The organism is Nitratidesulfovibrio termitidis HI1 (assembly GCF_000504305.1).
GTDB lineage: Bacteria > Desulfobacterota > Desulfovibrionia > Desulfovibrionales > Desulfovibrionaceae > Cupidesulfovibrio > Cupidesulfovibrio termitidis.
Window position 1 is genome coordinate 2,851,938 of the sequence record NZ_KI632512.1, and the last position, 25,427, is coordinate 2,877,364.

Below are 25,427 nucleotides of genomic sequence, written 5' to 3' on the forward strand. Positions count from 1 at the left end.
GCGGCGGGCCATGCGGCTGCGGACGGGCCGGGCCGATGGCCTTGCGCCAGCGGAAAATAATGGCGTGGAGCCGGTGCTGCGGTATGGCGCGAACAGGGGAAGACACCACGCGAACGGGGGAAGGCGTATGGGAGCCGGGCCGCGCCCGGCGGGAGGGACCGCCATGTCCGATGACAACATTTGCGGCAAGGATACCAAGATCCTGCAACAGTTCCGCACCACCCTGTCGGCCCAGGCCGGGCTGCTGGCCCGGGGGCCGTTCAAGGGAACGGACGTGCACGCCGCCGTGACGGCCCGTCTGGAAAAGCCCGATTTCTCGTGGGACGACGCCTACTTCGTGGAGCAGAGCCTTGCCCCGTTCCATACCGACGAACGCGTGCTCATCGAGATAGAGCGGCTGTTGTCGCAGGCCCGCAGCATCATGGACCCGGACACGGCGGGCTTTTATGCCGAGGTGGACCCCAAGGCCATGTCATCCCAGTGCCGCCGGGAACTGTTCGCGCGCATCCTTGTGGACCTGCAACTGGAGTCGCAGAAGCGCGAGCGGCGCAAGTGGCTGTTGGAACGCACCTGCAAGTATCTCGTGTGGCTCATGCTGGGGGCCTTCGCGGTGATGTTGTTCCATGCCGAACTGTCCGCCATGGCTGCCGCCGTGTTCTGGCTGGTGGCCGGGTGGCTGGTCAGTTGGATGCCGGGCGGCATGGGGCCTGCCGGGGTGCCGTGGCGTGGGCCGGGCATCGGCCAGGTGATGCTGCTGGCGCTGGCGGGCGGCTGCGCGGGGGCACTGGTGACCGTGGCCCTGCGCATGAACAACTATTTCAAGAGTTCGCGGTTGCGCGAGGTGGAGGCGTACGCGTCGGTCTGGTACATCGGCAACCGCATGCTCATCGGGGCGGTTGGGGCGCTGGCGGGGTGCTACCTGGTCAACGCCAAGATCATCTCGCTGTTCAACATCAACGAACTGTTCCTGCCGTTGGACAGGGCGGGCGGCATGCAGGGCGGGGTCACCGCGTACAGCATCGACGTGCTGAAGACCGTGGTGGTGAGCATCGCCTTCGGTTGTTCGGAATATTTCATTCCCGCCACGTTCGGAAAGCTGCCCGGCCCGAAGACCGAGGCGGGCGGGACCACGGGGGCAGCCGCCGGGGCAAGCGTTTCGCAGGCGGGGGTGGGCACTGCGCCGTATCCGTATTTTGCGCAGGCCCCCCGTTCCGGCAAGGCCGCCGGAGCGGACCGGAATGCCGCATTTGTGGAACAGCCGTCAGCGCCCCCGCCAGAGCCGCCAGACCCTCTGGACTTGCTGGACCGGCTGAATCTGGACGAACGGCTGGAAGCGGAAGGTGCGCAGGGGGCGGACACGCCGGATATGTTGGACACGTCGGATGCGTTGGACACTGCCCGCCCGGTTCCTCACCCCGCCCTCAGCCCTGACAAGGGACCGGCAGGCTCCGGCGGCAGTGCCGGAAGCGGAGCCTGACGCCGGGACGAGATACTCATCGGATTGGCAGGCGGGCACCGCTTCGCCCGTGCATGACGCCGTCGCCACATCACGTGGTGGCGGCGTTCGCATGTCCGGTCATTGGCAGCACGTGGGCAGCATGGGGGCAGCACACGGACAGCTCGGGGCCTGGACCCGGACAGCACGTGGGCAGCACATCTTGCTCCCCCGACGGCCTGCCGCCCGTCTTTCCCCTTGCTCCCTCCCCCGGCGTTCACTATGTTGGGATAATGGACGATCCGCCCCGCCGTTTCTGGATGTCAGTCTGGCGGCGCGCTGCACGTCCCGGAATTTTCCGCATTGGCCACGGCTGGCCGCATGCCGCCGTCAGATAGGGAGGTTGCCATGAAGGTGTTGATGATCGTCACGTCCAACGACAGGCTGGGCGATACCGGCCACAAGACCGGGCTGTGGCTGGAAGAACTGGCCGCGCCCTATTACGTGTTCACGGATGCCGGGGCGCGGGTCACCCTGGCCTCGCCCAAGGGCGGCGCCGCGCCCGTGGACCCCCGCAGCGAGACGGAAGAGGCCCAGAACAAGACTACCCGCCGCTTCACCGCAGACCCGGCGGCCATGGCCGCCCTGCAGGACACCGTGCCTCTGGCCGAAGTGCGACCAGAGGACTACGACGTACTGTTCTACCCCGGCGGGCACGGCCCCCTGTGGGACCTGGTGGACGACGCGCGCTCGCTGGCCATCATCGAGAACATGCACCGCGCGGGCAAGCCCGTGGCGGCGGTGTGCCACGGCCCCGCCGTGCTGGTGCGGGCCACCACGCCCGACGGCAAGCCGTTGGTGGCTCGGCGCAACATGACCGGGTTCTCCAACGCCGAAGAGGACGTGGTGGGGCTTTCGCAGGTGGTGCCCTTCCTGTTGCAGGACGAGCTGACCCGCCTTGGCGCCAAGTACGAGCGCGGCCCGCTGTGGGAACCGCATGTGGTGGCGGACGGGCTGCTGGTCACCGGGCAGAACCCTGCCTCGTCCGAGCGCACCGCCAAGGCGGTGCTGGAAGTGCTGGCCCGCTCATGCGGCTGCGCGCCGTATCCGGGCGAACCCATCAGGGAACCCGGTGAGCCGGGGAAACAAGGGGCGTAGCCAGAAGACGATGAGCGGCGGGTGTCCCCGTGACGGGCGGCAGGCACGTCGAGCCGATACCATGAAACGAGCAAGGGCGGGTGGTCGATGCGACCGCCTGCCCTTTGTCGTGTCATGGCGTGCGGGTGGGGGAGAAGAACAGGAGGCGGCGGGAGGATGCCGGATACGGGGGCTGGTGCCCCGGATTCGGGTGGACTGCCTGTTGCTGCCGCTCCGTTACTTGTTGTCCCCGCCGTTGCCGCCATTGCCGTTCGTCGTGGGCCGCAGCAGGCAGGCGATGGCGTGGAACACGGTCTGCACGTAGCGGCCAGACAGCACTTCCGGCAGGGGGAAGCAGGGGGGATCCTCGGACGGTTCGCATCCGGCCAGCGCGGTGAAGGTGCGGCGCGACAGTTCTTCCAGCGGCTGTTCCAGCATTTCAATCCACAAGCGCTCGCCCTCGCTGGGGCCATTCTCGGAAAGGTTGGTGCCGGGCAGCGTATGGGTGGGGGAAGGAATGTCCGACAGGCGGCAACGCAACGGGCGGCGGGCAAAGAGCATGCAGCGCCCGGCGGGTTCCGGTTCGCCGGATTCACTGAATGTACCCGGTGCATCAGGCGCGCCCGCATCCGCGCCCGGTGTCGTCCGGACCAGCAGCGGGCAAGAGGTGCCGCGCACGGTGTTGTGGTCCTGTGCCCCACGGTCGGCCCCGCTGCGGTGCGCCCGGCAGGCCTCCTGCACGGCCCCGCGCTGGGCGGCGGTCAGCAGGGTGTCGGCACTGCGGGCCAGGGCCGCGGCCTCCACCAGCGTCACCACCGGGGGCACGCGGCAGCAGCGGGCGTGGTCGCGCCCGCACTGCGGGGCATCGGCCATATGGGGCATGGCGCGCAGGGCCGCGTCCAGCCGGGCGGCCAGGGCCTCGTATTCGGCCAGCACGGGCAAAAGGTCATCGTGGCGGGCAGGTTCGGGCGCGGGCTCGCGCAGGGTCAGGGCGCGGTTGCGGCGTCCGTAGCGGCGCAGGGCGCTCCACTGGCGGTAATTGGCGGGCTTGGAACGCAGGCGGCGCATCAGCCGTTCCGTCCGGCGCTGGCCCAGCCCCCGGCGCAGCAGGTAGGCGTTCAGCACCGTGCCGGTGCGGCCTATGCCGTAGCGGCAGTGGATGTACACCCGGCGGCCCAGGTACACGGCCTCGTCCAGCCAGTCCAGGGCCTGTTCCAGTGCGGCCTCGTCCGGGGCGTGTTCGTCCTCTATGGGCAGGTAGAACACGTCGAAGCCCTGTTCCTGCTCCAGGTCGGCCAGCACGCACAGCTCTTCGCACAGGTTCAGGATGGCCTGGATGCCCTGTTCGCGCAGGGCGTCCAGATGTTCGCGCGTTACCGGCGCGGGACCGGCGGCGATGTGCGGGGTGACCCAGGTGACCGGAAACGTGGGATGGCCGGACGGGGCCTGGGTGGTCAGGGCGTTGCGCAGGAAGGCCGCCACCCCCTGCGCGGCGCGTTGCAGCAGCCCCCCCTTGCGGGACGAGCCGCCGTCCTGTCCTTCGGGTGTCGGGGCCAGCGACGGCTCGCGCGCGGGGCCGCCCGGCGGCGGGGCATCCGACGGAGGCGTACCCGGCGGCGATGCGGCTGGCGGGGCGGACGGGGGCTGCGCGGGCGCGGTCATGGCGCGTTACCGCCCGCCGTGTCCAGCCGGGCCAGGAAGTCGTCGGCCATGGCCTCGGCCTCGTCGGCATCGCCCAGGCGTACGTCCAGCAGGCGCGTTTCCGCCAGCAGCATGCCCAGCATGGCCAGCCGCTTCTGGATCACCGCCTCGGCGTCCGGGCCGTGCCGGGCATCCAGCAGGTCGCCGCGCGTCTTCACGGCAAAGCCCTGCCGGGCCAGCACCCGTTCCAGCACGCGGATGCGCAGTTCGCGCCCTTCCGCCGCCGCGCCGCCGCCCTTGAAGCGGAACTGGATGTAGTTGGTGCGGTCTTCTGGCGAGCACAGGGTGTCCACCAGCGCGAAATGGTAGCCGAAGCGCATCATCAGGTGCGCGTAGTGGGCGGAGATCACCGCGTAGCTGGCCAGTTGGGGCGCATCGCGCCGGAATATGCCCGCGCTGATGCGGTCCAGCTCGTTCCAGTCCGCCGCCGGGGGCATGTTGGCCCACAGCTCGCGCGCGGCGGACAGGCCGAACCACAGCGCCCACATGGGCGTGGAGCGGAAGTCGTCGGGGCCGATTTCTTCCTTGCCCGCCGCCGTGGGGAACAGCCCGTCCTCGATGTTCAGCACGTACATGATCATGGGGACGTCGGTGCGCAGCTTCTTGGCGCCGCCAAGGCCGCGCCCGCCGCGCCCCACCAGCGAGAACATCTCGGCCACGCCGCGTTCGTGGGCAAAGCGCACCAGGTCGTGCATGGACCGGCAGTTTTCGGGCGCGAAGTCGCTGGAGGCCGGGTCCGTCAGGTTGAGCCTGGCGATGTGCTGCATGGCCCGGGCCAGACGGCGCATGCCGCCGTGCCGCTCGCGGACCGCCGCCGCAGCCTTGCGCCGGGCGCGGAGCTGCGTGCCATTCCCCTTGTCCCGGGGGGGCCTGCCCGCGTGCACCCGGCCCGTGGCCCCGTCCACGGTGACCATGGTTCCATCGGGAATGGCCGAGAACGGATCGGCGATGCCGGTAACCACCGGCAGCCCGAATTCGCGCGCCACCGAGGCGAAATGGCAGGCCCGGCTGCCGGTCTGGGCCACCACGGCCTCCAGCCGGTCGATGATCCGGGTCAACGAAGGACCGAGGGTGGTGGTGACCAGCACTGTCCCCTGGGGCATGTCGCCGATTTCGCAGCAGATGGCCGCGTGGCGGGCCGTGCCGCTGCCCACCCCGGCGGAAACAGGTTCGCTGCCTTCGGCCAGCAGGGGCAGGGTGTCATGCGAAGCGGGGGATGCGAGGGATGCGACAGACGCAGGGGCGGCGCCGTCCGCTTCATTCCGGCCATCCTGACCGTCACGGGCCCCGGCGGCCTGCTCCGGAACGATGCCGTGTTCCGTGCCGCCGGGCACCGGGCGCGACTGCACGATGAAGATGCGCCCCGTCGTATCCAGCACCCACTCCACGTCCTGCGGCTCGCCGAACAGGTTTTCCAGTTCGCGGCCATAGCGGGCCAGCCGCTTGAGGTCCTCGGTGGTCAGCAGGGGCGTTGTCGGCACCGGATGCGCAAGGGTGGTCCCCCCGGCTTCCGGCCGCTCCAGAATGCGGCTGCGCGGGCGGCGCGACAGCCACGCGGATTGCGCGGGCGTGTCGCCGCTGACCAGCACGTCGCCAGTGCCCGCCACGGCGTGCACGGCGGTGACGCCCTCGGCCAGTTCCTCCGCGGGCAGGCGGCGCGGCGGGTCCGGGTCGCGGGTGTAGATGACCCCGGCGCAGGCCGCGTCCAGCATGGGCATGAGCAGCGCGGCCATGGGGGTTTCCGCGTCGGCAAGGCCATGCAGGATGCGGTAGGACAGGGCGCGCGGCTGGTATTTGGAGGCCACCACCCGTTTCCAGGCCATGCCCGCGAGGCCCGGCTCCACCCCCAGCACGCTGGCATACTGCCCGGCGAAGGACACCGGGCCGTCTTCCGCCACGGCGCTGCTGCGCACCGCCAGCGGGGCGCGCTGGGGGCTCATGGCGTAGGCGGCGGTAAGGATGTCCTCTTCCAGTCGGGGCGGCAATTCCGCCTCCAGGATCATGGCCCGCAGTTCCTCGGAAATGGCGGCCAGTTCGTCCGGGCGCGACAGGCGCAGGCGGCGCAGGCGCGCGTCGATGGGTTCGCGCAGTTCGTTGTGCTCGATGAAATAGTGGTAGGCGGCGGCGGTGACCACCGTGGCGTCGGGCACGGGCAGCATGGACTGGTCGCGCACGGCGGCCAGGCGCGCGGCCTTGCCGCCCGCGCGGTCCGGGCGCTGGTGCGCCTCGGCCAGGGGAATGACGTAGGGCGGCGCCAGGTCCGGCTCGGGCACGCTGACCGCCATGCGCATGTAGAAGGCGATCTTGTTGCAGTAGTCGGCCAGGCCCATGTACCGGGCGGGGTTCATCTCCATCAGCTGGCCCAGCATGGCGCGCACGGCGTCGTCCAGCTGGTCGGCCAGCTCGACCACGCGCGACCAGTCCACCTTCTCGTTGCCGTAGTGGATGTCCTCCAGTTCTGCGATGAACTCGAGGCTGCGCGAATCGTACCGCAGCAGTTCGCGGAACGCATTGTACTTGCGCCGCAGCAGGGTGCCGGGCGCGAAGACCTGGTAGGTCCAGTGACGGAACAGTTCGCCGATGGCCATTGCGCTCCCTTGGGAAAGTCGTGATGGCGGAGATGGGGTGTCAGACCCGGCAGGGCTGCGTTGGCGCGCCCGTCCCCTGCCGACCGCCGTTTCCGTGACCGCACGGGTGTTACCCGCCCCTATCGCCCGGGCGTTACCCGCCCAGCACCTCTGCCACCTTGCTTTCCAGTTCGTCCTTGTCGATGGGCTTCACGCAGTACTCGTTGGCGCCCAGGCGCAGCGATTCGCGCGCCGTTTCCAGGGTGGGGTAGCCGGTCAGCATGATCACCCGGATGTCCGGGCGCAGCTTTTTCAGCTCTTCCAGCACCTCCACTCCGGTCATGCGCCGCAGCTTCATGTCCAGGATGGCCAGGTCCGCGCCCTTGCCGCGCACGTGGGCAATGGCCTCTTCCTCGTCCGTGAACACCGAGACCGCGTGGCCCTTGCGCTCCAGGATGCGCTTGATCAGCACCCCCGCGTCGATGACGTCGTCCAGCACGATGATATCCGCCATGGGCTTCCTTCCTTATGATTTCTGCTTGCAGCAGGGCGGAGGCGTTTTTTTACGCCTCCGGCGGGCAGGGGGCCCCTGCCCCCTGCACCCCCGAGTTGGGGACAGATTGTGAGCGCAGGGTTCAGGTTATATTTTTGATGACACGTACCCTCTCCGTTCCCTTTAACGGGGGATCTCCCCCCAAATAAAAAGTTTAGGGGGGAGGGGGCCGGGGAGGGAGACCCTTTTCAAAGGGTCCCCTCCCCGGTTTGGTCATTTTGGGGATATTCCTGCGGTTCCTCTTCCTGCACCTTGGCCCGGGGGTCGGTATCGGGCAGGTCGGCTGCGCCCTGGGGTTCCAGAGGCAGGACCACGCGGAACACGGTGCCGGGGCCGCGCGTTGCGCCCTGGGGCATGTCTTCGTCGATGAATCCCTGCGGCAGGGGGCTGTGCGCTTCGATGAAACCTTCGTGGTCTTCGATGATGCCGAAGGACACGGACAGGCCGAGGCCGGTGCCCTTGCCCACCGGCTTGGTGGAAAAGAACGGGTCGAAGATCTTTTGCAGATTGGCTTCGGGAATGCCGATGCCGGTATCGGCGAACCACACGGTGACGGTCATGTTCATGATGTCCAGCCGGGTGCGCACCTTGATCAGCCCGCCGTCGGGCATGGCGCCGGAGGCGTTGTGCAGAAGGTTCATCCACACCTGCTTCAGCTTTTCGGGCGCGCCGTAGATGACCGGCAGCCGGTCGTCCAGATCGGCGAGGATGGTCACGTTTTCCAGCGAGAAGGTGTGACGCACCAGCGAGACCACTTCCATGATGGAGTTGTTGAAGCACATCTCCTTTTTCTGGCTCTGGGTCTGGCGCGAAAAGCCCAGCAGGTCGGAGACGATCTTGCGGCAGAACTTGGCCTGCTTCTCGATGATCTGCAGGTCCTGGTGCATCTGGGCGTCCGGGGGCACGTCCTCTTGCAGCAGTTGCGCGTAGCCCAGGATGATGCCGAGGGGAGTGTTGATTTCGTGCGCCACGCCCCCGGCCAGCTTGCCGACCGATTCCATCTTCTGCGACTGGATGAGCTGGTCCTGATAGCTGCGGATGGCGGTGATGTCGCGCGCGGTGGACAGCACGCCGATGATGCGGCCGGTCTCGTCGGACACGGGCACCTTGACCAGGTGGAACCATTCGTCGCGGCCATGGCCGAAGTCGGAGGCGGGATCGTTGCCCCCTGCTGCCGAACCGGCGTCGCGGCGGTCCTGCGCCTCTCGGTACACGGGCAGGCCGCCGGTGAGGATGGCGCGGTTCTCGGCCACGCGCAGTTCGGCCTTGTCGCGCGGAAAGATGTCGAAGTCGCTCTTGCCGATGATTTCCGACGGGGGCAGGCCCAGCGAATCGGCAAAGGCCTTGTTTACGGAAAGGTAGCGCAGATGTTCGTCCAGCAGGGCCAGCCGGTCTGGGGTCACTTCCAGGATGGTGCGCATGATGCCCTGCTGGCGCGTCAGGTCGCGCTCGGTCTCGCGCAGTTCGGCAATGTGGGCGCGCAGGGCGTGGGCCATGACGTCGAAGGTGTCGGCCAGTTCTTCTATCTCGTCACCGGCAAAGGTTTCGTACACCTCGCACTGGCGGCACTGGGCGAGTTTTGCGGGGTAGGCCCTGCCGTCGCAGCCCGCGCAGGCGGTGCCCTTGACGTACCAGCAGCGGCGTTCGGTGTCGCCGTAGGCGGGGCAGTCGGTACGGCCGCACAGCCGCTGTTCCCAGCAGTTGCGCCGGGCGGAGGTGGTGGCGGGCAATTGCAGGTTGCCGCGCACGATTTCCTCGGCGTGTACCTTCAGCGCGCCGATGCGGGCGGTGATGCGCTTGGCGAAGTGGGCGCTGATGACCACGGCCACCAGCAGCGCCACGACGGAAAGCCCGCTGATGGCGAAGATCATGCCGTTGACCACGTCCAGCACCTTGGTGCGCGAAAGCCCGATGCGGATGGCGCCGAACTCGCGCCCGCCCACCATCACCGGCGCGGCAAAGTCGTAGATGCGTTCGCGCCCGGTATCCAGCAGGTGCACGGCAAGGTGGCCGTCCACGGCCTTGTTGGCTTCCAGCAGATCCAGCGGAAAGGTGCGGCCAAAGGTGTGGGCCAGCACCTGGTCGCGGTCGTCCACGATGAAGGCGTAGACGATGTCGCTGTCCACGTTCAGCAGTTCGTCCACCAGGTTGCGCAGGCGCAGGAAGTCGGTGGACAGCATGGGGTCGGCCGCGCGCAGGGCCAGGTTGGTGGCCAGCACGGCGCCGCGCCGCTTGCTTTCCTCTATGAGTGCGTTGGCCGCGATGCGGGTGACGAACACGGCCAGCAGCGCGGCCACGAACAGCACGATGAGCGTGATGCCGAGGTTGAGCTTGCGGCGAAAGTTCAGGCGGCGCAGCGGGTTCATTCCAGCCCCACCTTGGAAGGGTCGAGCCGCAGCTTGGAGAACAGTTCGCGGCAGGGGTCGTAGTCGCGGTCGGTGGTGGGGATGATGCCGCGCATGCCCGCGGCGGCCAGGATGCGCTCGTGCTCGGGATCGTTTTCCGAAAGCGCGAACAGGGCGCTGGCGATGCGCTGCACGATGTCCGGGTCCAGCCCCTTGCGCGCGGCATAGACCCAGCTGGGGTATTCGCGGGTGTTGGCCACCACCTTCAGGGCGGAAAGGTCCACCTTGCCTTCCAGGATGCCCAGGGTGCCTTCGCGGATGGAGGCGATGTCGTAGCGGCCCGCGTACACGCCCAGCACGGCCTTTTCCTGCTTGCCGCCGGGGCCGGGGGCAAAGGCGATTTCGGCGAAGTCGCTTTCCGACAGGCCCTTGTCGCGAAAATGCCCCAGCACGAACAGATAGCCCCCGGCGGAATAGGGGTCCACGGCGATCCAGCGCTTGCCCTGGCAGTCCTGTTCGTTCTGGATGGCGGTGTTGTCGGCGCGGGCGATGATCTGCCCCCGGAAGGTGGCCCGGCCCGAGGGCTCGACGATGCCCGCGAAGGCCCGCGCGCCGCTTTGCGCCAGCAGCACGTAGGTCATGGGGTTGGAGAAGGAGATGTCGATTTCGCCGCGCTCCACCATGCGGCGGTGCGCCTCGAAGGTGTCGGGAAACACCTGGCGGATGGCGAGGCCCGTGGCCTTTTGCAGGTATTCCACCAGGGCGCGGTGGCGCAGGTACGAGGTGGAGTGCGAATACTGCGGCAGATAGGCGTAGGTGATGGCGGGCACCGCTTCCGGGGCCTTCACCTCGGCCCGGCGGGTCATGTCCACCGGGGTCACGGGCTCGTTGTCCCACCACAACTGGACGGCGGCGGCAAAGACCATGACGAGGGCGGCTATGGCGAGAAAGCGTGTGCGCACCGTGCGGCTCCGGGAGGAAAAGGGGGCCTAGCCGCCCCGACCGTTCTGGGTGGCCCCGCTGGCCTGGCAGGCGGAATCATCGGCAGCGCCAGAAGGGGCAGGGCCGGAAGAGGCGGGGGCTTCGGAGGCCGCGTCGGGGATGGTGCCGGGTGGCGGCGTGGCGGCCCAGGCCTGCAGGCGGGTGAACCACCCTGTTCGGGACATGACGTTGGCATAGGTGATGCGCAACGGAATGTACAGAAGCAGGAACCAGAACACGATGGAGGGCTGCTGCCCGATGAGCGGGGCGTCCCACGGCAGTTCCGGCGTGGCCCCGGCAAAGCGCATGTCCATCCAGGCCAGGGCGAAGGGCAGGGGAATGATGGACACGCAGAACATGGCCCCGCCCAGCGAGAAATAGTGGCCGAAGGCATCGTGGGCCTGGCTGTTGACGGCCTTGTAGCTTTCCTTGTCACCGGCGCGCAGGGCCGCTTCCGATAATTTGTGATGATGCTCCATGCCGTGGCGCAACTCGGCCAGGCGGCGGCGGTTGATGCGCGTGGCGCACAGCGACAGCGCGCTGCCGAGGGCGATGCACCACAGGGCCAGCACGGCGGTGCCCAGCACGAAGCCGACCACGGCGTTGCCGGGCAGCCGGTAGGGCGCGATGAACAGGGGATCCAGCCAGGCGAGGGCGGCGTGCAGGGTATCCATGATGCGTCAGGTTGCCTTCGTTTTCGGGAAAAGGAAAGGGGGGCGGGACCGTGGCCCCGCCCCCCGGCGAATGGCGGTGCAGTTTCGGCTAGCCGAAGATGCGGTAGTTGAAGAAGCCGCGCAGCACGTAGTCGATGCCGACGTACAGGGCCAGCACGATGAACAGGCGCTTCAGCCACATGTCGGAGAAGTACTTGGAGGTGCGGGGGCCGATGATGGAGCCCAGGAAGATGCCCACCAGTTCGGTGCCGATCATGGTCCAGTCGAGCGGGGTGCCCTTGCTGACCAGGGTGGCGATGGAGGTGACCATGGACACCAGCACGGCGAGGGCCGAGGTGCCGGCGGCCAGGTACATGGGCAGCTGCGAGATGCTGGTCAGGAAGGGCACCAGCAGGAAGCCGCCGCCAACGCCCAGGAACGCGGCGATGGCGGAGATGATCACGCCGCCCACCACGGGCAGGATGGGGTTGAACGAAAATTCCACGCCCGAGAAGGTGAACACGCACTTGGTCAGGCTGGTGGAGATGACGTGCACGCCGATGGCCTTTTCATCGACCTGTTCGCCGCTCTTGATCTTTTTCACGGCTTCTTCGAAAGCCTTGGCGGCTTCCTTGGCCTTCTTCTTGGAGGCCTGGCCGGCGGGAGAGGTTTCCCAGAACAGGTACAGGCCCAGCACCAGCACGAACAGGCCGAAGTAGCCCTGGTACTGCGAGAAGGAAACCTTGCCCGCGAAGATGGAGGCCGAACCCCAGGCGCCCAGCAGCGAACCCGCGCCAAGGGCCAGGGCCAGCGGCAGCACGAGGCGGCCCATCTTGTAGTAGTTGAACGAGGAGATGAGGGCCGAAAAGCCCACCAGCCACTGGTTCGAGGCGCGGATGGAGTCGGTGGCCACCTTGTTCAGGGGCAGGTCCTTGCCCAGCGACTTCACGTAGCCGCCAAGGCCGAACACCGACATGTGGCCCACACCGGCCATGACGCCGCCGAACGCGCCCACGGTGGAGAAGATCCAGCCCACCCACACGGCCCAGGCAAAGGACAGGATGGGGCTGACATGGGGGGCGCCGGGAATGCCGAGGAAGCCGGCGGGGGCGTCGGCCTTGACCTTGCCGGCCTGCACGGCGCCGTCAATGGCGTCGGACAGCTTGTCGGCCCAGGCGGGCTCGAACCACAGAAGGCTTACGGCAACGACGGCCGCGAGCAGCAGCAGGTGTTTGGTGTGCTTGGACACGGTCTCTCTCCTTGGGATGGTGTTTCGGTGCGCTTCCAAAATGGGAACGGGGGCCGCCGCATACGGGGGGCGACAGGGCGGCGGCCCCCGTCGTGCCTACTTTTCTTTCTTGAAGATGATCAGCGGACAGTTCTTGCAGATGTCCGCACCGGGGAAATTGTCGCCGGGGCGGGTGATGGCGCCGCTGCCCAGGTTGCGCTTGCGTTCCAGCAGGCGTTCCACGGTAAGGCCCATGTGTTCGCCGGGGATCACGAAGTTGATTTCGCCGCGCTCGGTCTTGCCCGCGTTGTAGCTGCCGGAGCAGGCGGGCAGCATGTTGGCGGTCTTTTCCTGGTACGAGTACACCGTGCCGCCGCAGGCGGACGAGTTCATGGTCACGTTGGTCTTCAGCGGGTGCTGGTCGGTGGCGGCCATGTAGTCCACGGCCAGGTGGTAGGCCTGCATGTTGTCACAGTAGAAGTGAACCACCGAAGGATCGACCACGGCGTCGCCCAGCGGACCCACGGCAATGGCCTTCAGGCCTTCGGGCAGGCGCGGCTTGGAGCGCACGAAGCGTTCGGCCTGGGCCAGGTCGCGCACGTACTTGGCGTGGCTCTTGATTTCGTTGTCGTCGATTTCCTTCCAGCCGAAGGACACCAGGGCGTTGGAGCAGCCCAGGCCCTCGGGGCCGGACAGCACGGTCTGGCCCTTCATGCGGGCGGCGATTTCCCACTGGCAGAAGGTCATGGGCTTCACGGGCAGGTAGAATTCGGCCTTGTCCTTGAAGGTTTCCAGCTCCGCTTCGTCGAAGAAGAACTTGACGGCGATGGGGTAGTGGTACAGGCGCAGTTCGTCCATCAGGACCTGCTGCATTTCCTTGTAGCTCAGCGACATGTGCGATCTCCTCGGGCGCGCGGCCCGTGTTGCGTGTCGTGCCTGCCTGGGCGCGGCGTGGCCGCGCGGCCTGGGGCGGGTAGCGCCGCCGTCCTTTTCTCCCCCCGGTCGTTCCCCGGTCGTTCACTGACCGTTTCGGGGCCATCACCGGTCATCCCGTGGTCCTCCCCCGCAGTCCGCACAGGCGGAGGGTGATGCCGGGTTGCCTTCGGCGAAGGGGATGCCGCCTTCGCGGCGCGCCTGTGGTGCGCATCCGGCGGTTCTGCCTGGGCCTGCCAGCCGGGGCAGCCGGATACGGAACGGCGGCGTGTCGGTAGGCCGCCCCTACCAGCGGTGAAAAAACCGGGCAATGGAAAACGGGAATGCGAAAAAATGTACTTTTCGCACAAGCACAAGGCTGTTGCTTGGTGTATTTTTGAGAGGTTTATGTGAAATAAATAATGAAAATATATTTTAGATTATTACATGTGAAATGGTGCAGGTGTTCAGGCGGGGAGGGGTGGAGGCGCGAGGGATTTCGTTGTCTTCATACCATGCCCGGTGTGGAATGAACATATGAAACAGATGTAAAATCAATACGCCCCCGGCGCTCTCTTCGGAGGGGAACAAGGTGCTGGCCGGACAGGCCGCAAGGGGTGCGGCGGAGCCGGATGCAACCCGGTTGCATTTGCGTGCGGCGCAAGGTATGCGGGCGTTGCGGCCACGGATACCGGCGCCGTTCCGTCGCATCGGCCATTCCGGCCATTGGCCGCCGCCATTGCTCCCCGCGCACCAGCCTTTCCTTCCCCCTCACATCATCCCCGGCACATCATTTCATGGACGCACGCCTCATCCATCTCGCCCAGACCGCCCTTGCCGTGTTTCTCGAAGCCCTGCCCTTCCTGGTGCTGGGATCGCTGGTGTCCGCCTGCATGGAGGTCTTCGTGCCCCGGGCCTGGGTGGAGCGGCGGGTGCCCAAATCGCTGCCGGGGGCGCTGGCCTTTGGCGTGGCGCTGGGCACGGTGCTGCCCACCTGCGAATGCGGGGTGGTGCCCGTGGTGCGGCGCATGATGGGCAAGGGGGTGCCCGTACCCGCGGCGGTGGCCTACATGCTGGCCGCGCCCGTGGTGAACCCGGTGGTCATGGTGTCCACCTGGGTGGCCTTTCGCGGCGACGCGCTGATGACCGGGCTGCGCGCGGCGGTGGTGGCCGCAACGGCGGTGGCGGTGGGCATTTCGGTGCGCCGCATGGCCGTGGACGAGGCCTTGCGGTCCAATGTGGCCGGAACGCAGGATTCCTGCGGGTGCGGCTGCGGGCATGATCACGACGCGTGCGGGCATGACCATGTCCATGCCGACCCCGTCAGCACACAGGCCCCGCTGCTGCCGCAGTTCCGCACGGTGCAGGGGGCCATGGCGACGACGCCTGCCATGGCCTCTGCGGCGAACGGCGCGGCGTCCCCCGCCGTTGCCCCGCCTGCCGCCGCCGTATCCCGCGTGGCGCAACTGCACGGGGTGGCCCGGCACATGACCGCCGACCTGCTGGACGCCTGCGCCTGGCTGCTGCCGGGCGCGCTGGCCGCCGCCGCGTTCCGCACCTTTGCCCCGCCCGAGGCGCTGTTCCTGTTCATGGATACCCCGGCCCTGGCCATTCCGGCCCTGATGGGGCTGGCCGTGCTGCTCAGCGTGTGCTCCGAGGCCGACGCCTTCGTGGCCGCCTCGTTCGTGGGCTTTCCCGCCTCGGCCCGGCTGGCCTTCGTGGCGCTGGGCCCCATGCTGGACCTGAAGCTGATGGCCATGTACGGCGCGGCCTTTCGGCGCGGACTGGTGCTGCGGCTGGTGGTGCTGCCTACCCTTTGCGTGTGGGCGGCGTGCATGCTGCTTGCCGGGTTGGGGGTGCTGGAATGAGCGCCGTCCGTCGTTCATTGCGCCTGCCCCCCGCCGTCGTCCTTGTCGACGTGGCCCTGCTGTGGGGCACGGCGCTGGTCATCGCCTGGCTGGGCTGGTCGGGCGCTTATTCCATGCTTTTGAACCCGCGTTTCCTGTGGCTGACCCTGCTCACCGGAGCGGCGCTGGCCGTGCTGGGCGGGGCGCTGCTGCTGCGCGGCATGACGGGCGCGGCATCCATAACGACCTCGGGGGCAGGGGCCGTCGCACGCCCCGTGCCGTTGCGCCGGGCCTTGTTGCTGGGGTTGCTGCTGGGGGTGAGCCTGACGGCCACGGTGGACTGGTGGAGCGCGGGCGCGCCGTCGAGCGCTCCGGGCGGCGTGGTAACGGGGCGGCTTGGCAGCGGGCCGACGGATGCACCGGTATCCGCGAATCCAGCCAGCCAGGCTGTTCCGGCCCGGTCCGTGCCTCTCGGCACCGCCGTGGGGCCGGACATGCAGTCCGGTGCGCGGCCCGATGCGAAGTATGACGATCCGGATGCCTTTGCCGGGCCGTCAGATGGTTGGGAGACACCCGGAAAGCCCGGTTCCCGTCCCGGTCCGTTCCCCGGTCCATTCGATGACGCGCCGGTTTCTGATGGGGGCGACGACGAGTTGGGTCCGCGCGCCACGTACGCGGACAAGGAGTACGTGCGTATCAACCTGGCGGAACTGTTCCTGCTGGAGCAGCGCGACAGGCCGGAGGAACTGGCCGGACGCTACGTGTTTCGTGGCGCGGTGACCCGGCATCCCACCCTGGATGCCCAGGGCGCGGTGGCCGTGTTCCGGGTGAACCTGTACTGCTGCCTGGCCGATGCCACGGCGGGGGGCTTTGCGGTTCGATCCGGCGTGCAGGGTGATGACCGCGCGCCCCAGCCCGCCCCTGCCCCTGTCACCTCACCGCCCGCACCCGGCGCAGCCCCCGCGCTGCCGTTGCCGGCATCGCGCGGCGTGCTGGCCGGGCTGCGCGACGGCCAGTGGGTGGAAGTGTACGGCCACCTGACCCGCGAAAAACTGCCCGCCAGGCTGGCCCGCCTTGCCCCGCGCGACGTGTTTTCCGGGTCGCTGAACCCCGGCTGGGTGTTCACGGCGGACGCGGTCCGGCTCATTCCGCCGCCGGGCGATCCGTTCATCTTCCAGTGGCGCGAGGCCGAACCTTATTTGTGGTAAGGGCGCGCCGTCGGCGCATCATCAATCCCGCCCCATTCGCCTTCACCTTTTCGCAACGCGTACATGACAAGACCGGGAGCGGCCCTGCGGCCACTCCCGGTTGTTTTGTTCATGCGTCGGCAGATGCGGAACGCTTCGCACCCGTCAGGCGAATGCCAACGGGCGAAAAGACAATGTGAAGCCCCTACGCCGTCTTCGGCGTGGTCACCTCATCCACCAGATACAGGATGTTGCGGTACGGAATCTTGCCGTGCAGCGACAGGCCGATTTCGCAGGTGCGGCTGGTGGAGTAGCCTTCCTCGCAGATTTCCACCTGCCGCCGCAGTTCCTTCAGCGCGCCCGTGTTCAGTTCCGGGAAGCTGAAGCCACGGTCGCCCGCAAAGCCGCAGCAGAACACGTCTTCCGGCACGATGACCTGCTCGGCGCACAGATCGGCCAGTTGCTTGAACTTGCCGGGCAGGCCCAGCTTCACCGCCGTGCAGGTGGAGTGGATGGCGATGGTGCGTTCCGCCTTGCGGAAGTCCAGCGCCTTTGTCAGGTGCTCCAGTGCGAATTCGATGGGTTCGTACAGCTTCAGGCGCTTATCCAGCGTTTCCTTCATGCGGTACAGGCAGGGGCTGGTGTCGCACAGCACGGGAATGGCGCCGTTGTCGCTGACCTTCAGCAGGGCCTCGGACAGTTCCTTGGCCTTCATGTCGGCCTGGGCCTTGAAGCCCTTGCTCTCGAAGGGCTGGCCGCAGCACAGGTCGCCCAGCTTTTCCGGGAACAGCACGTGATAGCCCGCCTTCAGCAGCAGGCCGATGGTCTTGGCGGGCAGCGGGTCGCGCTGTTCGTCGTCGCGGGCCGGACCCATGGAGCGGGCGATGCAGCTGGGGAAGTAGACCACCTTGCGGTCGGACACCGGGCCGCGCGGGGCATGGGCTGGGGCGGATGCGCCGGTGGGCATGGCGCGCGTCCACAGCGGGGCCTTTTTCAGCGAGACCACACGCAGGAACTGCGCGCCCTTGTCCATGACGTCGGTGCCCAGCACCCGGTGCAGCAGGTCCGCCCCGGTCAGTGCCACGGACACGGTGCGGCACACCCCGCCGTAGTGGCGGGCCACCCAGTCCGCCGCCTTTTGCGCGCGGGGGCTCACCTTGTCGGCGCGCAGTTCCTTGATGAACGCGCCGGTGTTGATGCCCACCGGGCAGCGCGTGGCGCACAGGCCGTCGGTGGCGCAGGTGTTGTCGCCCAGATAGTCGTAGCCCGAGAACAATTGTTTGAGCAGGCTGCTTTTCTCGTCCCCCGCCTTCATGCGCGAGATTTCGCGCCAGCCCACGATGCGCTGGCGCGGGGTGAAGGTCACGTCCTTGGACGGGCAGATGGGTTCGCAGAAGCCGCATTCGATACACTTGTCGATGATGGTGTGCGCGGCGGGCAGCGGCTTCAGATTGCGGATGTGGGCTTCCGCGTCCGGGTTGATGATCACGCCGGGGTTCAGCAGCCCGTGCGGGTCGAACAGGTTCTTCAGTTCGCGCATCAGCAGGAAGGCGTCGCGCCCCCATTCCAGTTCCACGAACGGGGCCATGTTGCGCCCGGTGCCGTGCTCCGCCTTGAGCGAGCCGGAGTAGGTGCCGACAACCATGGTCGTCACGTCGTCCATGAAGGCGCGGTAGCGGTCCACTTCCGACTGGGTGTTGAAGTCCTGCGTGAACACGAAGTGCAGGTTACCTTCCAGGGCGTGGCCGAAAATGATGGCTTCGCTGTAGCCGTGCCTGGCGAACAGGGTTTGCAGTTCCAGCGTGGCGTCGGCCAGCGAGGCGATGGGGAAGGCCACGTCCTCGATGATGACCGTGGTGCCCACCTTGCGCACCGCGCCCACGGCGGGGAACAGGCCCTTGCGCACGTTCCACAGCACGCCGAATTCGGCGGGCACGTCGGTGAAGGCCACCGGGCGGATCTTCGGGATGGCTTCGATGGACGCGGTGATGCGGGAAATCTGGTCGTCCAGGGTGGTCTTGTCGCCCGCGCGGGTTTCCACCAGCAGGGCGGCGGCGTCAGCAGGAAGGCCCTGCAATCCGTCGGGCATGCCGGGCTTGTCCTCGACGGAGCGCAGGGAGGCGCGGTCCATCATTTCCACGGCGGACACGGGCTGCTGGCGCAGGATGATGGTGGCCTCGCACGCGTCGCGGATGGTGGGGAAGATGACCAGCGCCGAGGCCTTGTGGGCGTGCTCTGTCACCGTGTGGTAGGTCACCTCGCTGATGAAGCCGAGGGTGCCTTCCGAACCCACCATGAGGTGCTGGATGATGTCGAACGGGTCGGCAAAGTCCACCAGCGCGTTCAGGCTGTAGCCGGTGGTGTTCTTGATCTTGAACTTGCGGGTGATCAGTTCGGCCAGGTCGGGCTTGTCCATGATCTGCGCCCGCAGGGCGGCCACGCCGTTGACTATTTCCGGGTGGGTGCGCTGGAAGGCGGCGCGGCTCTTGGTGTCGGACGTGTCCAGCACGGTGCCGTCGTGGAACACCACGCGCATGTGGCTGAGCGTCTTGTAGCTGTTCTCGGCCACGCCGCAGCACATGCCGCTGGCGTTGTTGGCCACGATGCCGCCGATCTTGCACGTGTCGATGGAGGCCGGATCCGGCCCGATCTTTTTCCCGAACTCGGCCAGCAGGCGGTTGGCGTGGCTGCCGATGATGCCGGGTTGCAGGCGGATTTTGGTGGCGTTGTCGAAGATGGCGTACTTGCGCCAGCCGTCGCCCAGGCGCACCAGAATGGAATCGGTCACGGCCTGGCCGGAAAGGCTGGTGCCCGCCGCGCGAAAGGTCATGGGCAGGCGGTGCCGGTTGGCCAGCTTGATGACACCCACCACCTCGTCCTCGTTGTGGGTATCCACGACGATCTTGGGGATGAGCCGGTAGAAGCTGGCGTCGGTGCCGTAGGCCAGGGTGCGCAAGGGGTCGGTGAACACGTTGCGCCGGGGGATGAATTCCAGAAGTTCCTTCAGAAATGCCTGGTACGCAGCGGGGAGCATGCATGCCTCCTGTTGGGCGGTTGGCGGGCAGCCTTTGGGGCGGAAGTGTGTCTGTTTATGTGGGCGGCCGTGCACATGTCATGGCGACAGGAACAACGCGCGGACAAGTATAACTTGCCGCATTGCCGTGCCCTTTTGGTCTGTCCGGATTGGTCTGGTCCGGACGGGAGCCGGATCGCGGTATACAGGGCATCGGGAATTATCACCCTAGCACGCGGGCACGGACGTGGGAAGGGGTACGGCGTCAAAGGGGTGGGCGCTCACGCGGCGGCGCGTGCCCGGCCACGCCGTGCGGCACTGACAGCTACCCGCGAAACTGGTATATTGCGGCAGCCATAGGAGCCTGCCATGCCGGAACGTTTTGTCCCGAATCTCGACATCCTGCCGGAAGGTCAAAAGACCCTGTGGTACGAACTTGACGCCACGCCGCGCGATTTCGTGATGTATGGGGGCACTGCGTTGGCCTTGCGGCTGGGGCATCGGACCTCGGTGGATTTCGATTTCTTTTCCAACCTGTCGTTCGACCCGGAGGTGCTGTACGCGGCAATTCCGTATCTGCGCGGTGCCGTGGTGCAGCAGATGGCGCCCAATACGTTGACGTGCAGCGTGGACAGGGGCGGGCCGGTGCAGGTGTCGTTTTTCGGCGGGCTTGCCCTGAACCGGGTGGCCGACCCCGACGAAGCCGATGGCGCGGGGATTGCCGTGGCCTCGCTGCTGGATGTGGGCGCGGCCAAGGCCAGGGTGGTTGTGGCGCGCCCGTCATGGAAGGACTACGTGGACATGGACGCCATCCTGAAGGCGGGCGAACCGCTGGCGCGGGTGCTGTGCGCGGCCATTGCCCTGTACGGGCCGCCGTACAGCCCGTTGCTGACGTTGAAGGCGCTGACGTTCTATGACGATTTGGGCGACGAGGTTCGCGAGGATGTGCGAGCGCGGCTGCGCGCCGCCGTGGCGGGGGTGCGGCCTGAAGAACTCCGTGCGCTGCCCGTGGCCGCCGGAGTGAAGGGGGCCGCCGCATGACCCTGTTGCAGGATTCGTGGAGCGCCGAAGAGCGCGCGGCACTGCTGGCCGTGGCCGCGCGGGTGGTGTGGTTTCAGCCGCCGGAAACCACGCTGGCCGACCCTGTGCTGTTCCTGTGCCACGTCATGACCTATGGCACGCTGGAAGACGTGGTGGCGGTGCGTCGCAGCTTCGACGAGGCGGCCTTTCGCCATGCCCTGGGGCGCGCCCCGGCGGGGGTGTTCGACCCGCGCTCGTGGACCTACTGGCACGTGGTGCTGGGCTATGCGGACATTCCGCCGCTGCCGGAACGCTTCGCGGCGTAAGAGGGCGTCGGGGCGGCATACCGCCCCCGTCCGTATGCGCCCGTCAACGGCAATGGGGACCAACCGCTGGCTATCGTGCCGCCAGCCTAATATCCCGCCTCGCGCTGGTGCTTCAGGGCCAGAATATGCACGTCGTTGCCGAGCACCGCGTACACGAAGACGTACCCCGCCCCTCCGAAGGGAATCAGGACTTCCCGATATTCCGGGTCGAAGTCGTCCGCGGGGCGGCCCGCGTCGGGAAACTGCTCCAGTAGCAGCGCCTTTTCCCGGATGGCCTTGATGGCGGCCACGGCGGCTTCTTCGCTGTGGCCGGAGAGAAAGCTGTACGCGCGCTCCAGATCTGCGAGTGCGTTGGCCGTCCAGCGTACTAGATATGGCATTTGGGCAGGGGGGGCTTGTCGCCCTGAATGATCTTGTCCATCCATTCGACGACTTCGGCGTTGGTCAGGTGCAGACCCGTTTGCACGTAGTGCTCGTGGGCAAGCCGCGCCTCCTGACGCAGGGCCTCGCGCTTTTCCTCGCGGTCGAGGTAGCTCTCTATGGCCTGAAGCATCAGGGAATGAGGGGTGCGCCTGCGCGCCTGGGCGAGGGCTTGTATCCTGTCTCGCAGGTTCGGGGGCATTTTCACGCTGGCATTGACATGTGGCTGCATGGGGGCACCTCTGGTCGTAAGTTTTACGACAATGAGGTTTTTCGTCAACCATGGAGGCATACCCGGGCCTGGCCGTGGTGTTTGGCGCATGCCTCAGGCTACCACGCCACCGGCACCCGCACGGCCTGCCCGGCCTTGTTGGTGAACAGCAGATAGCCTTTTTCGCGGCCATGCAGGAACAGGGCGCGGGTGATTTCCACGTCCTTGCGGCAGTATGCGGTGATGAGGTCGAGGCGCTGCTCCTTCCACCACTGCAATGCTTGCAGGCCGTCCGCCGATTTGGGCGTGCCGAAGGTGGCCTGGGCCAGGTTGTCCAGCGAGATGCGGTAGGACAGGCGGTCCTTGACCTTGGTCAGCATGTCCAGGGTGGGCAGGGTGTGCAGGTCGTAGGGGGCGAAGGGCGAAAGCACCGCGTAGTCGAAGCGCGAGATGTTGAAGCCCACCACCAGGTCCGCCGCGCGCAGGCGGTCGAGCATTTCGGGCACGGCGTCCTGCTCGTAGGGGGTGTAGGAATCGTCGGCGGCGTCGTACAGCACGGCCACGCTTACGCCCATGCGGTCGGCCCGGTGCCAGCCGCCCACGTCCGCCGCGGCGCGGCGGGTTTCCACGTCCAGCACCATGTAGCGGCCCACGGGGGCGATGATTCTGCCGTCCGTCTCTGCCGTCGGTGACGCGAAAAGCGGTCCGGCGTTGCGGATGTCCGAGGTATTGTCCGGGGTCATGCCATGCTCCTTGGGGGCGTGTGCCGTGGCGTGGCGTTGGTCTGAATTCAGTCCATTGTCGGCAACGGTTCCGGTGCGTTCCGCGGGCATCGCACGGCGCGGTACTGCCCCTTCTTCCATATACTGGTAGTCGTGGCGCGTTGTCTCGTCCGGGTGATGAGGCCCGCTTCGGGCGTCATTGCCCGGACGCAGAAAGGGGGTTCGGGGGACGGATAGTCCTCCGGCGGGGTCCGGGGCAGCGCCCCGGCTCTTTCCTTCCTCCCCCTCTCTTCCGATAAAAATCCCCCTATCCGGCTTCCCCCCCTGCTCCAGCCCGGGCTGCACCGGGTCGGATTCGGGCGTGCCGCTGGCCATGCGGTCCAGCAGAAACAGCGCGCCCGCCTTGTCGATGGGCCGGTTGCCAGAGCCGCACTTGGGCGAATGCACGCACGAGGGGCAACCGGTTTCGCACGGGCATTCGGCAATGGCGGCGCGGGTGGCGCGGAACAGCGCATCGGCGTCGGCAAAGGCGGCGCGGGTCAGCCCGGCCCCGCCCGGCAGGCCGTCGTAGATGAACACGGCGGGGCGGCCCACCTGCGCGTGCATGGGGGTGGAGATGCCGCCCAGGTCGTTGCGGTCGGTCATGACCAGCAGCGGCAGGATGCCGATGGCGGCGTGCTCCAGCGCGTGGATGGCGCCCATGAAATGCAGCAGCTCGTTTTCGGTGGCGATGCGCGCGGCGTCTGGAATCTCGAACCACAACCCCTCGGTTTCGAAGACGAAGGGCGGCGCGTCCAGCGGCACCACGGACAGCAACCGCTGCCCGGACACGCTGCGCTTCTCGTAGCCGGTGATGGTTTCGGTCACCCGCAGCTTGCCCAGAAACACGCGGGTGCCACAGGCCACGCACTGGTCGTGGATGTCCAGAATTTCCGTGGTCTTGTTGGCGCGCACGCGGGTGAACCACGATACGCGGGCCTGTTCCGCCACCACCTTCTGCGCGCCGGGGTCCAGCCGGGTGATGACCCAACTGCGGCCCCGGTGCAGGTACACCGCGCCGGGGTGGGTTTCGCGGTAGGCGCGGTGGCCGTCCACGCTGCCGATGACGTTGCCGTCGCCGTCCTCGATGGTGAAGGTGTTGCCGCTGCCGCGCAGGTCCACGTGGCGATGGGGCCGCTTGCGCGCGGCCAGCAGGGTTCCGCCGTCGGCGCTGCGCAGCACCAGTCCTTCGGCCTCCAGTTCCGCCAGCGCCGTTGCCGCTCCCGGCGCGGCCAGCCACGGCTCGTCCGCAGGAAGGGGTAGTTCGGCGGCGGCGCATTCGATGTGCCGCTTGGCAATGACCGGGTTGTCCGGGTTGACCACGGCGTGCTCGGCGGGACGGTCGAAGAATTCGTTGGGGTGGCGCACGAAGTACTGGTCCAGCGCGTCTTCCCCGGCCACCAGTATCACCGCGGATTCCTGTTGCGCGCGGCCCACCCGGCCCCCGCGTTGCAGGGTGGACATGACCGTGCCGGGGTAGCCCACCAGTATGCACAGGTCCAGCCCGCCAATGTCGATGCCCAGTTCCAGCGCGCTGGTGGAAATGACCGCCAGCAAATCGCCCCCGGACATGCGCGCCTCGATGTTGCGCCGTTCCTCCGGAAGGAACCCGGCGCGGTAGGCGCTGATGCGGTCGCGGTACGGCCCGGCCTTTTCCGCCGCCCACATGCTGATCAGCTCCGTCATGCGCCGCGACTGGCAGTACACGATGGTGCGCAAGCCCCGCGCCAGGGCCGCGCGCAACAACTGGATGGCCGCCGTGGACGGGCTGTCGTCCGGGTTCACGAACACGAAGTGTCGCAAGCCCTGTGGCGCGCCGCTCTCGGTGATGACGTTGATATCGCAGGGGGCGCTGCCCCCTGCACCCCCGTAAGGGGGCCGCGCTCCCTTGACCCTTTTTACGGAGCCGCTGCGTGCTTCGCCCGCCCCGGCTCCGAGGCTTGCCGATTCGTTCCCCCCTATTGAAAAGTTTGGGGGGATGGGGGTGTGGGGGAAGGAGACCCTTTCCCAAAGGGTCCCTTCCCCCACAAGATTTTTGCTTTCAAAATCTCCGCCCAGCCCCGTGAGATTGGCGGCCAGTTCGCCGGGGTTGCCCACGGTGGCGGAGCAGAACACGAAGGTGGGGTGCGCGCCGTAGCGGGCGCACACACGCAGCAGGCGGCGGAACACCTGGGCCATGTGCGCGCCCAGCACGCCGCGGTAGGTGTGCACCTCGTCCACCACGATAAAGGCCAGCGAGGCCAGCAGGCTGGTCCACTGCTGGTGGTGCGGCAGAATGGCCAGGTGCAGCATTTCCGGGTTGGTCAGCAGCACGGTGGGCGGGTTCTGGCGAATCTTGCGGCGGAAGTGGTCGGTGGTGTCGCCGTCGTAGATGGCGGCGCGGGGCCGCGCGTCGGCGGGCCAGGCGTCGGTAAGGCCGTTGAAGGTGGAAAGCTGGTCCTGCGCCAGCGCCTTCAACGGGAACAGGTACAGGGCGCGGGCGTCCGGGTCGGACAGAAAGCGTTCCAGTACCGGCAGGTTGTATACGTAGGTCTTGCCACTGGCCGTGGGCGTGGCGACGACGACGTGGCGTCCGGCGCGGATGCAATCGGTGGCGTGGGCCTGATGGGTGTAGAGATCGTCGATGCCGTTGCGGGCAAGGATGTCGCGGACGGCCTTGGGCCAGGGGCGGCGGTTGGGGGCGTGGGCGGCTTCGCGCGCGGGCAGGGCGCGGTGATGGGTGACCTGCCGCCCGAAGGGCGAGGCCAGCAGCGCGGTGATGTAGTCGCGCACGGGATTGTCCGCGTCGAAGTGAAAGGAGGCGGGCTGCGCGGCAGAGGGGGCTGGGCGCGAGGACGCTGCGGAAGGCGCGGCGGGGGCGGATTCCTGCTTCGGCGTGTCCGTGAAGTTGGGGCGATCGGGGGGATCGGGCGTACCGGACGTGCCGGGCTGGCTGGAATCTTCAGGGGCGTGGGGCATGGGCTGGGGGTGCGCCCGGCGGGCCGGGAGCGGGTTGCGAACGGAAGCGGAATGCGTGGTCGGCACGGGAGGCCTAGCCCCGACGTAGGGCAGGGTGGCGGGGTTGTCAACGAGGCCAAGCAGGACAGGACGGGATGTGGCGATCAGAACGGGCAGGCCGGTGCGGGCGGAG

At 67.6% G+C, this 25,427-nt stretch carries 18 protein-coding genes; 6 read left to right on the forward strand and 12 right to left on the reverse strand.

Annotation, left to right across the window (positions count from 1 at the left end; all coding sequences use genetic code 11):
* Nucleotides 1-163 precede the first annotated feature (163 nt).
* Nucleotides 164-1,477 (forward strand): hypothetical protein, encoded by a 1,314-nt coding sequence (locus DESTE_RS11510; protein WP_035067765.1) that lies wholly within the window; start codon nucleotides 164-166, stop codon nucleotides 1,475-1,477.
* Nucleotides 1,478-1,843: 366 nt separating this feature from the next.
* Nucleotides 1,844-2,593 (forward strand): type 1 glutamine amidotransferase domain-containing protein, encoded by a 750-nt coding sequence (locus tag DESTE_RS11515; protein ID WP_035067767.1) that lies wholly within the window; start codon nucleotides 1,844-1,846, stop codon nucleotides 2,591-2,593.
* 216 nt (nucleotides 2,594-2,809) lie between these two features.
* Here DESTE_RS11515 and DESTE_RS11520 read toward each other — a convergent pair whose 3' ends face one another.
* From DESTE_RS11520 to DESTE_RS11555, 8 genes are all read right to left on the reverse strand, one after another.
* Nucleotides 2,810-4,234, reverse strand: coding sequence for a protein-tyrosine phosphatase family protein (locus DESTE_RS11520; protein WP_084559442.1), 1,425 nt, complete (start codon nucleotides 4,232-4,234; stop codon nucleotides 2,810-2,812).
* Nucleotides 4,231-6,861, reverse strand: coding sequence for a PEP/pyruvate-binding domain-containing protein (locus tag DESTE_RS11525; RefSeq protein WP_035067769.1), 2,631 nt, complete (start codon nucleotides 6,859-6,861; stop codon nucleotides 4,231-4,233). The genes DESTE_RS11520 and DESTE_RS11525 overlap by 4 nt, the downstream gene beginning before the upstream one ends.
* A 133-nt stretch (nucleotides 6,862-6,994) precedes the next feature.
* Nucleotides 6,995-7,354: a response regulator gene (locus tag DESTE_RS11530; RefSeq protein WP_035067771.1), complete on the reverse strand. Its 360-nt coding sequence runs from the start codon at nucleotides 7,352-7,354 to the stop codon at nucleotides 6,995-6,997.
* Nucleotides 7,355-7,581: 227 nt separating this feature from the next.
* Complete coding sequence (locus DESTE_RS11535; RefSeq protein ID WP_035067773.1) at nucleotides 7,582-9,759, reverse strand: ATP-binding protein; 2,178 nt, start codon at nucleotides 9,757-9,759, stop codon at nucleotides 7,582-7,584.
* Nucleotides 9,756-10,700, reverse strand: coding sequence for a phosphate/phosphite/phosphonate ABC transporter substrate-binding protein (locus tag DESTE_RS11540; protein WP_035067775.1), 945 nt, complete (start codon nucleotides 10,698-10,700; stop codon nucleotides 9,756-9,758). The genes DESTE_RS11535 and DESTE_RS11540 overlap by 4 nt, the downstream gene beginning before the upstream one ends.
* Nucleotides 10,701-10,727: 27 nt before the next feature.
* Nucleotides 10,728-11,393, reverse strand: a complete 666-nt coding sequence (locus tag DESTE_RS11545) for a hypothetical protein (protein ID WP_035067777.1) — start codon at nucleotides 11,391-11,393, stop codon at nucleotides 10,728-10,730.
* Nucleotides 11,394-11,481: 88 nt separating this feature from the next.
* Nucleotides 11,482-12,621, reverse strand: coding sequence for a sulfite exporter TauE/SafE family protein (locus DESTE_RS11550; protein WP_035067779.1), 1,140 nt, complete (start codon nucleotides 12,619-12,621; stop codon nucleotides 11,482-11,484).
* Between the two features lie 96 nt (nucleotides 12,622-12,717).
* Nucleotides 12,718-13,494, reverse strand: coding sequence for a DUF169 domain-containing protein (locus tag DESTE_RS11555; protein ID WP_035067782.1), 777 nt, complete (start codon nucleotides 13,492-13,494; stop codon nucleotides 12,718-12,720).
* A gap of 815 nt (nucleotides 13,495-14,309) precedes the next feature.
* On the opposite strand from DESTE_RS11555, the gene DESTE_RS11560 reads away from it, so the two are divergent.
* Together DESTE_RS11560 and DESTE_RS11565 are read left to right on the forward strand one after the other, a co-directional pair.
* A complete protein-coding gene (locus DESTE_RS11560; RefSeq protein WP_035067784.1) occupies nucleotides 14,310-15,380 on the forward strand; it encodes a permease in 1,071 nt (356 codons plus the stop codon).
* Entirely contained in the window at nucleotides 15,377-16,567 is a 1,191-nt protein-coding gene (locus DESTE_RS11565; protein ID WP_035067786.1) for a hypothetical protein, read from the forward strand. The genes DESTE_RS11560 and DESTE_RS11565 overlap by 4 nt, the downstream gene beginning before the upstream one ends.
* A gap of 184 nt (nucleotides 16,568-16,751) precedes the next feature.
* On the opposite strand, the gene DESTE_RS11570 is transcribed toward DESTE_RS11565, so the two are convergent.
* Nucleotides 16,752-19,580, reverse strand: a complete 2,829-nt coding sequence (locus DESTE_RS11570; protein WP_035067788.1) for an FAD-binding and (Fe-S)-binding domain-containing protein — start codon at nucleotides 19,578-19,580, stop codon at nucleotides 16,752-16,754.
* A 348-nt stretch (nucleotides 19,581-19,928) separates the two neighbouring features.
* Between DESTE_RS11570 and DESTE_RS11575 the strand changes: the two genes are divergently transcribed.
* Nucleotides 19,929-20,600 carry a nucleotidyl transferase AbiEii/AbiGii toxin family protein gene (locus DESTE_RS11575; RefSeq protein WP_035067789.1) on the forward strand — a complete coding sequence of 224 codons (672 nt, stop codon included), beginning with the start codon at nucleotides 19,929-19,931 and terminating at the stop codon, nucleotides 20,598-20,600.
* Nucleotides 20,597-20,905, forward strand: a complete 309-nt coding sequence (locus DESTE_RS11580) for a hypothetical protein (RefSeq protein ID WP_051384433.1) — start codon at nucleotides 20,597-20,599, stop codon at nucleotides 20,903-20,905. The genes DESTE_RS11575 and DESTE_RS11580 overlap by 4 nt, the downstream gene beginning before the upstream one ends.
* 86 nt (nucleotides 20,906-20,991) lie before the next feature.
* On the opposite strand, the gene DESTE_RS11585 is transcribed toward DESTE_RS11580, so the two are convergent.
* The 3 genes from DESTE_RS11585 to DESTE_RS11595 form a co-directional block, all read right to left on the reverse strand.
* Nucleotides 20,992-21,285, reverse strand: a complete 294-nt coding sequence (locus DESTE_RS11585) for a type II toxin-antitoxin system RelE/ParE family toxin (protein WP_035067792.1) — start codon at nucleotides 21,283-21,285, stop codon at nucleotides 20,992-20,994.
* Nucleotides 21,273-21,557, reverse strand: a complete 285-nt coding sequence (locus DESTE_RS11590) for a CopG family ribbon-helix-helix protein (RefSeq protein ID WP_035067793.1) — start codon at nucleotides 21,555-21,557, stop codon at nucleotides 21,273-21,275. Before DESTE_RS11590 ends, DESTE_RS11585 begins: the two co-directional genes overlap by 13 nt.
* Nucleotides 21,558-21,655: 98 nt before the next feature.
* Nucleotides 21,656-25,255 carry a DEAD/DEAH box helicase gene (locus tag DESTE_RS11595; protein WP_245590829.1) on the reverse strand — a complete coding sequence of 1,200 codons (3,600 nt, stop codon included), beginning with the start codon at nucleotides 25,253-25,255 and terminating at the stop codon, nucleotides 21,656-21,658.
* Nucleotides 25,256-25,427 lie beyond the last annotated feature (172 nt).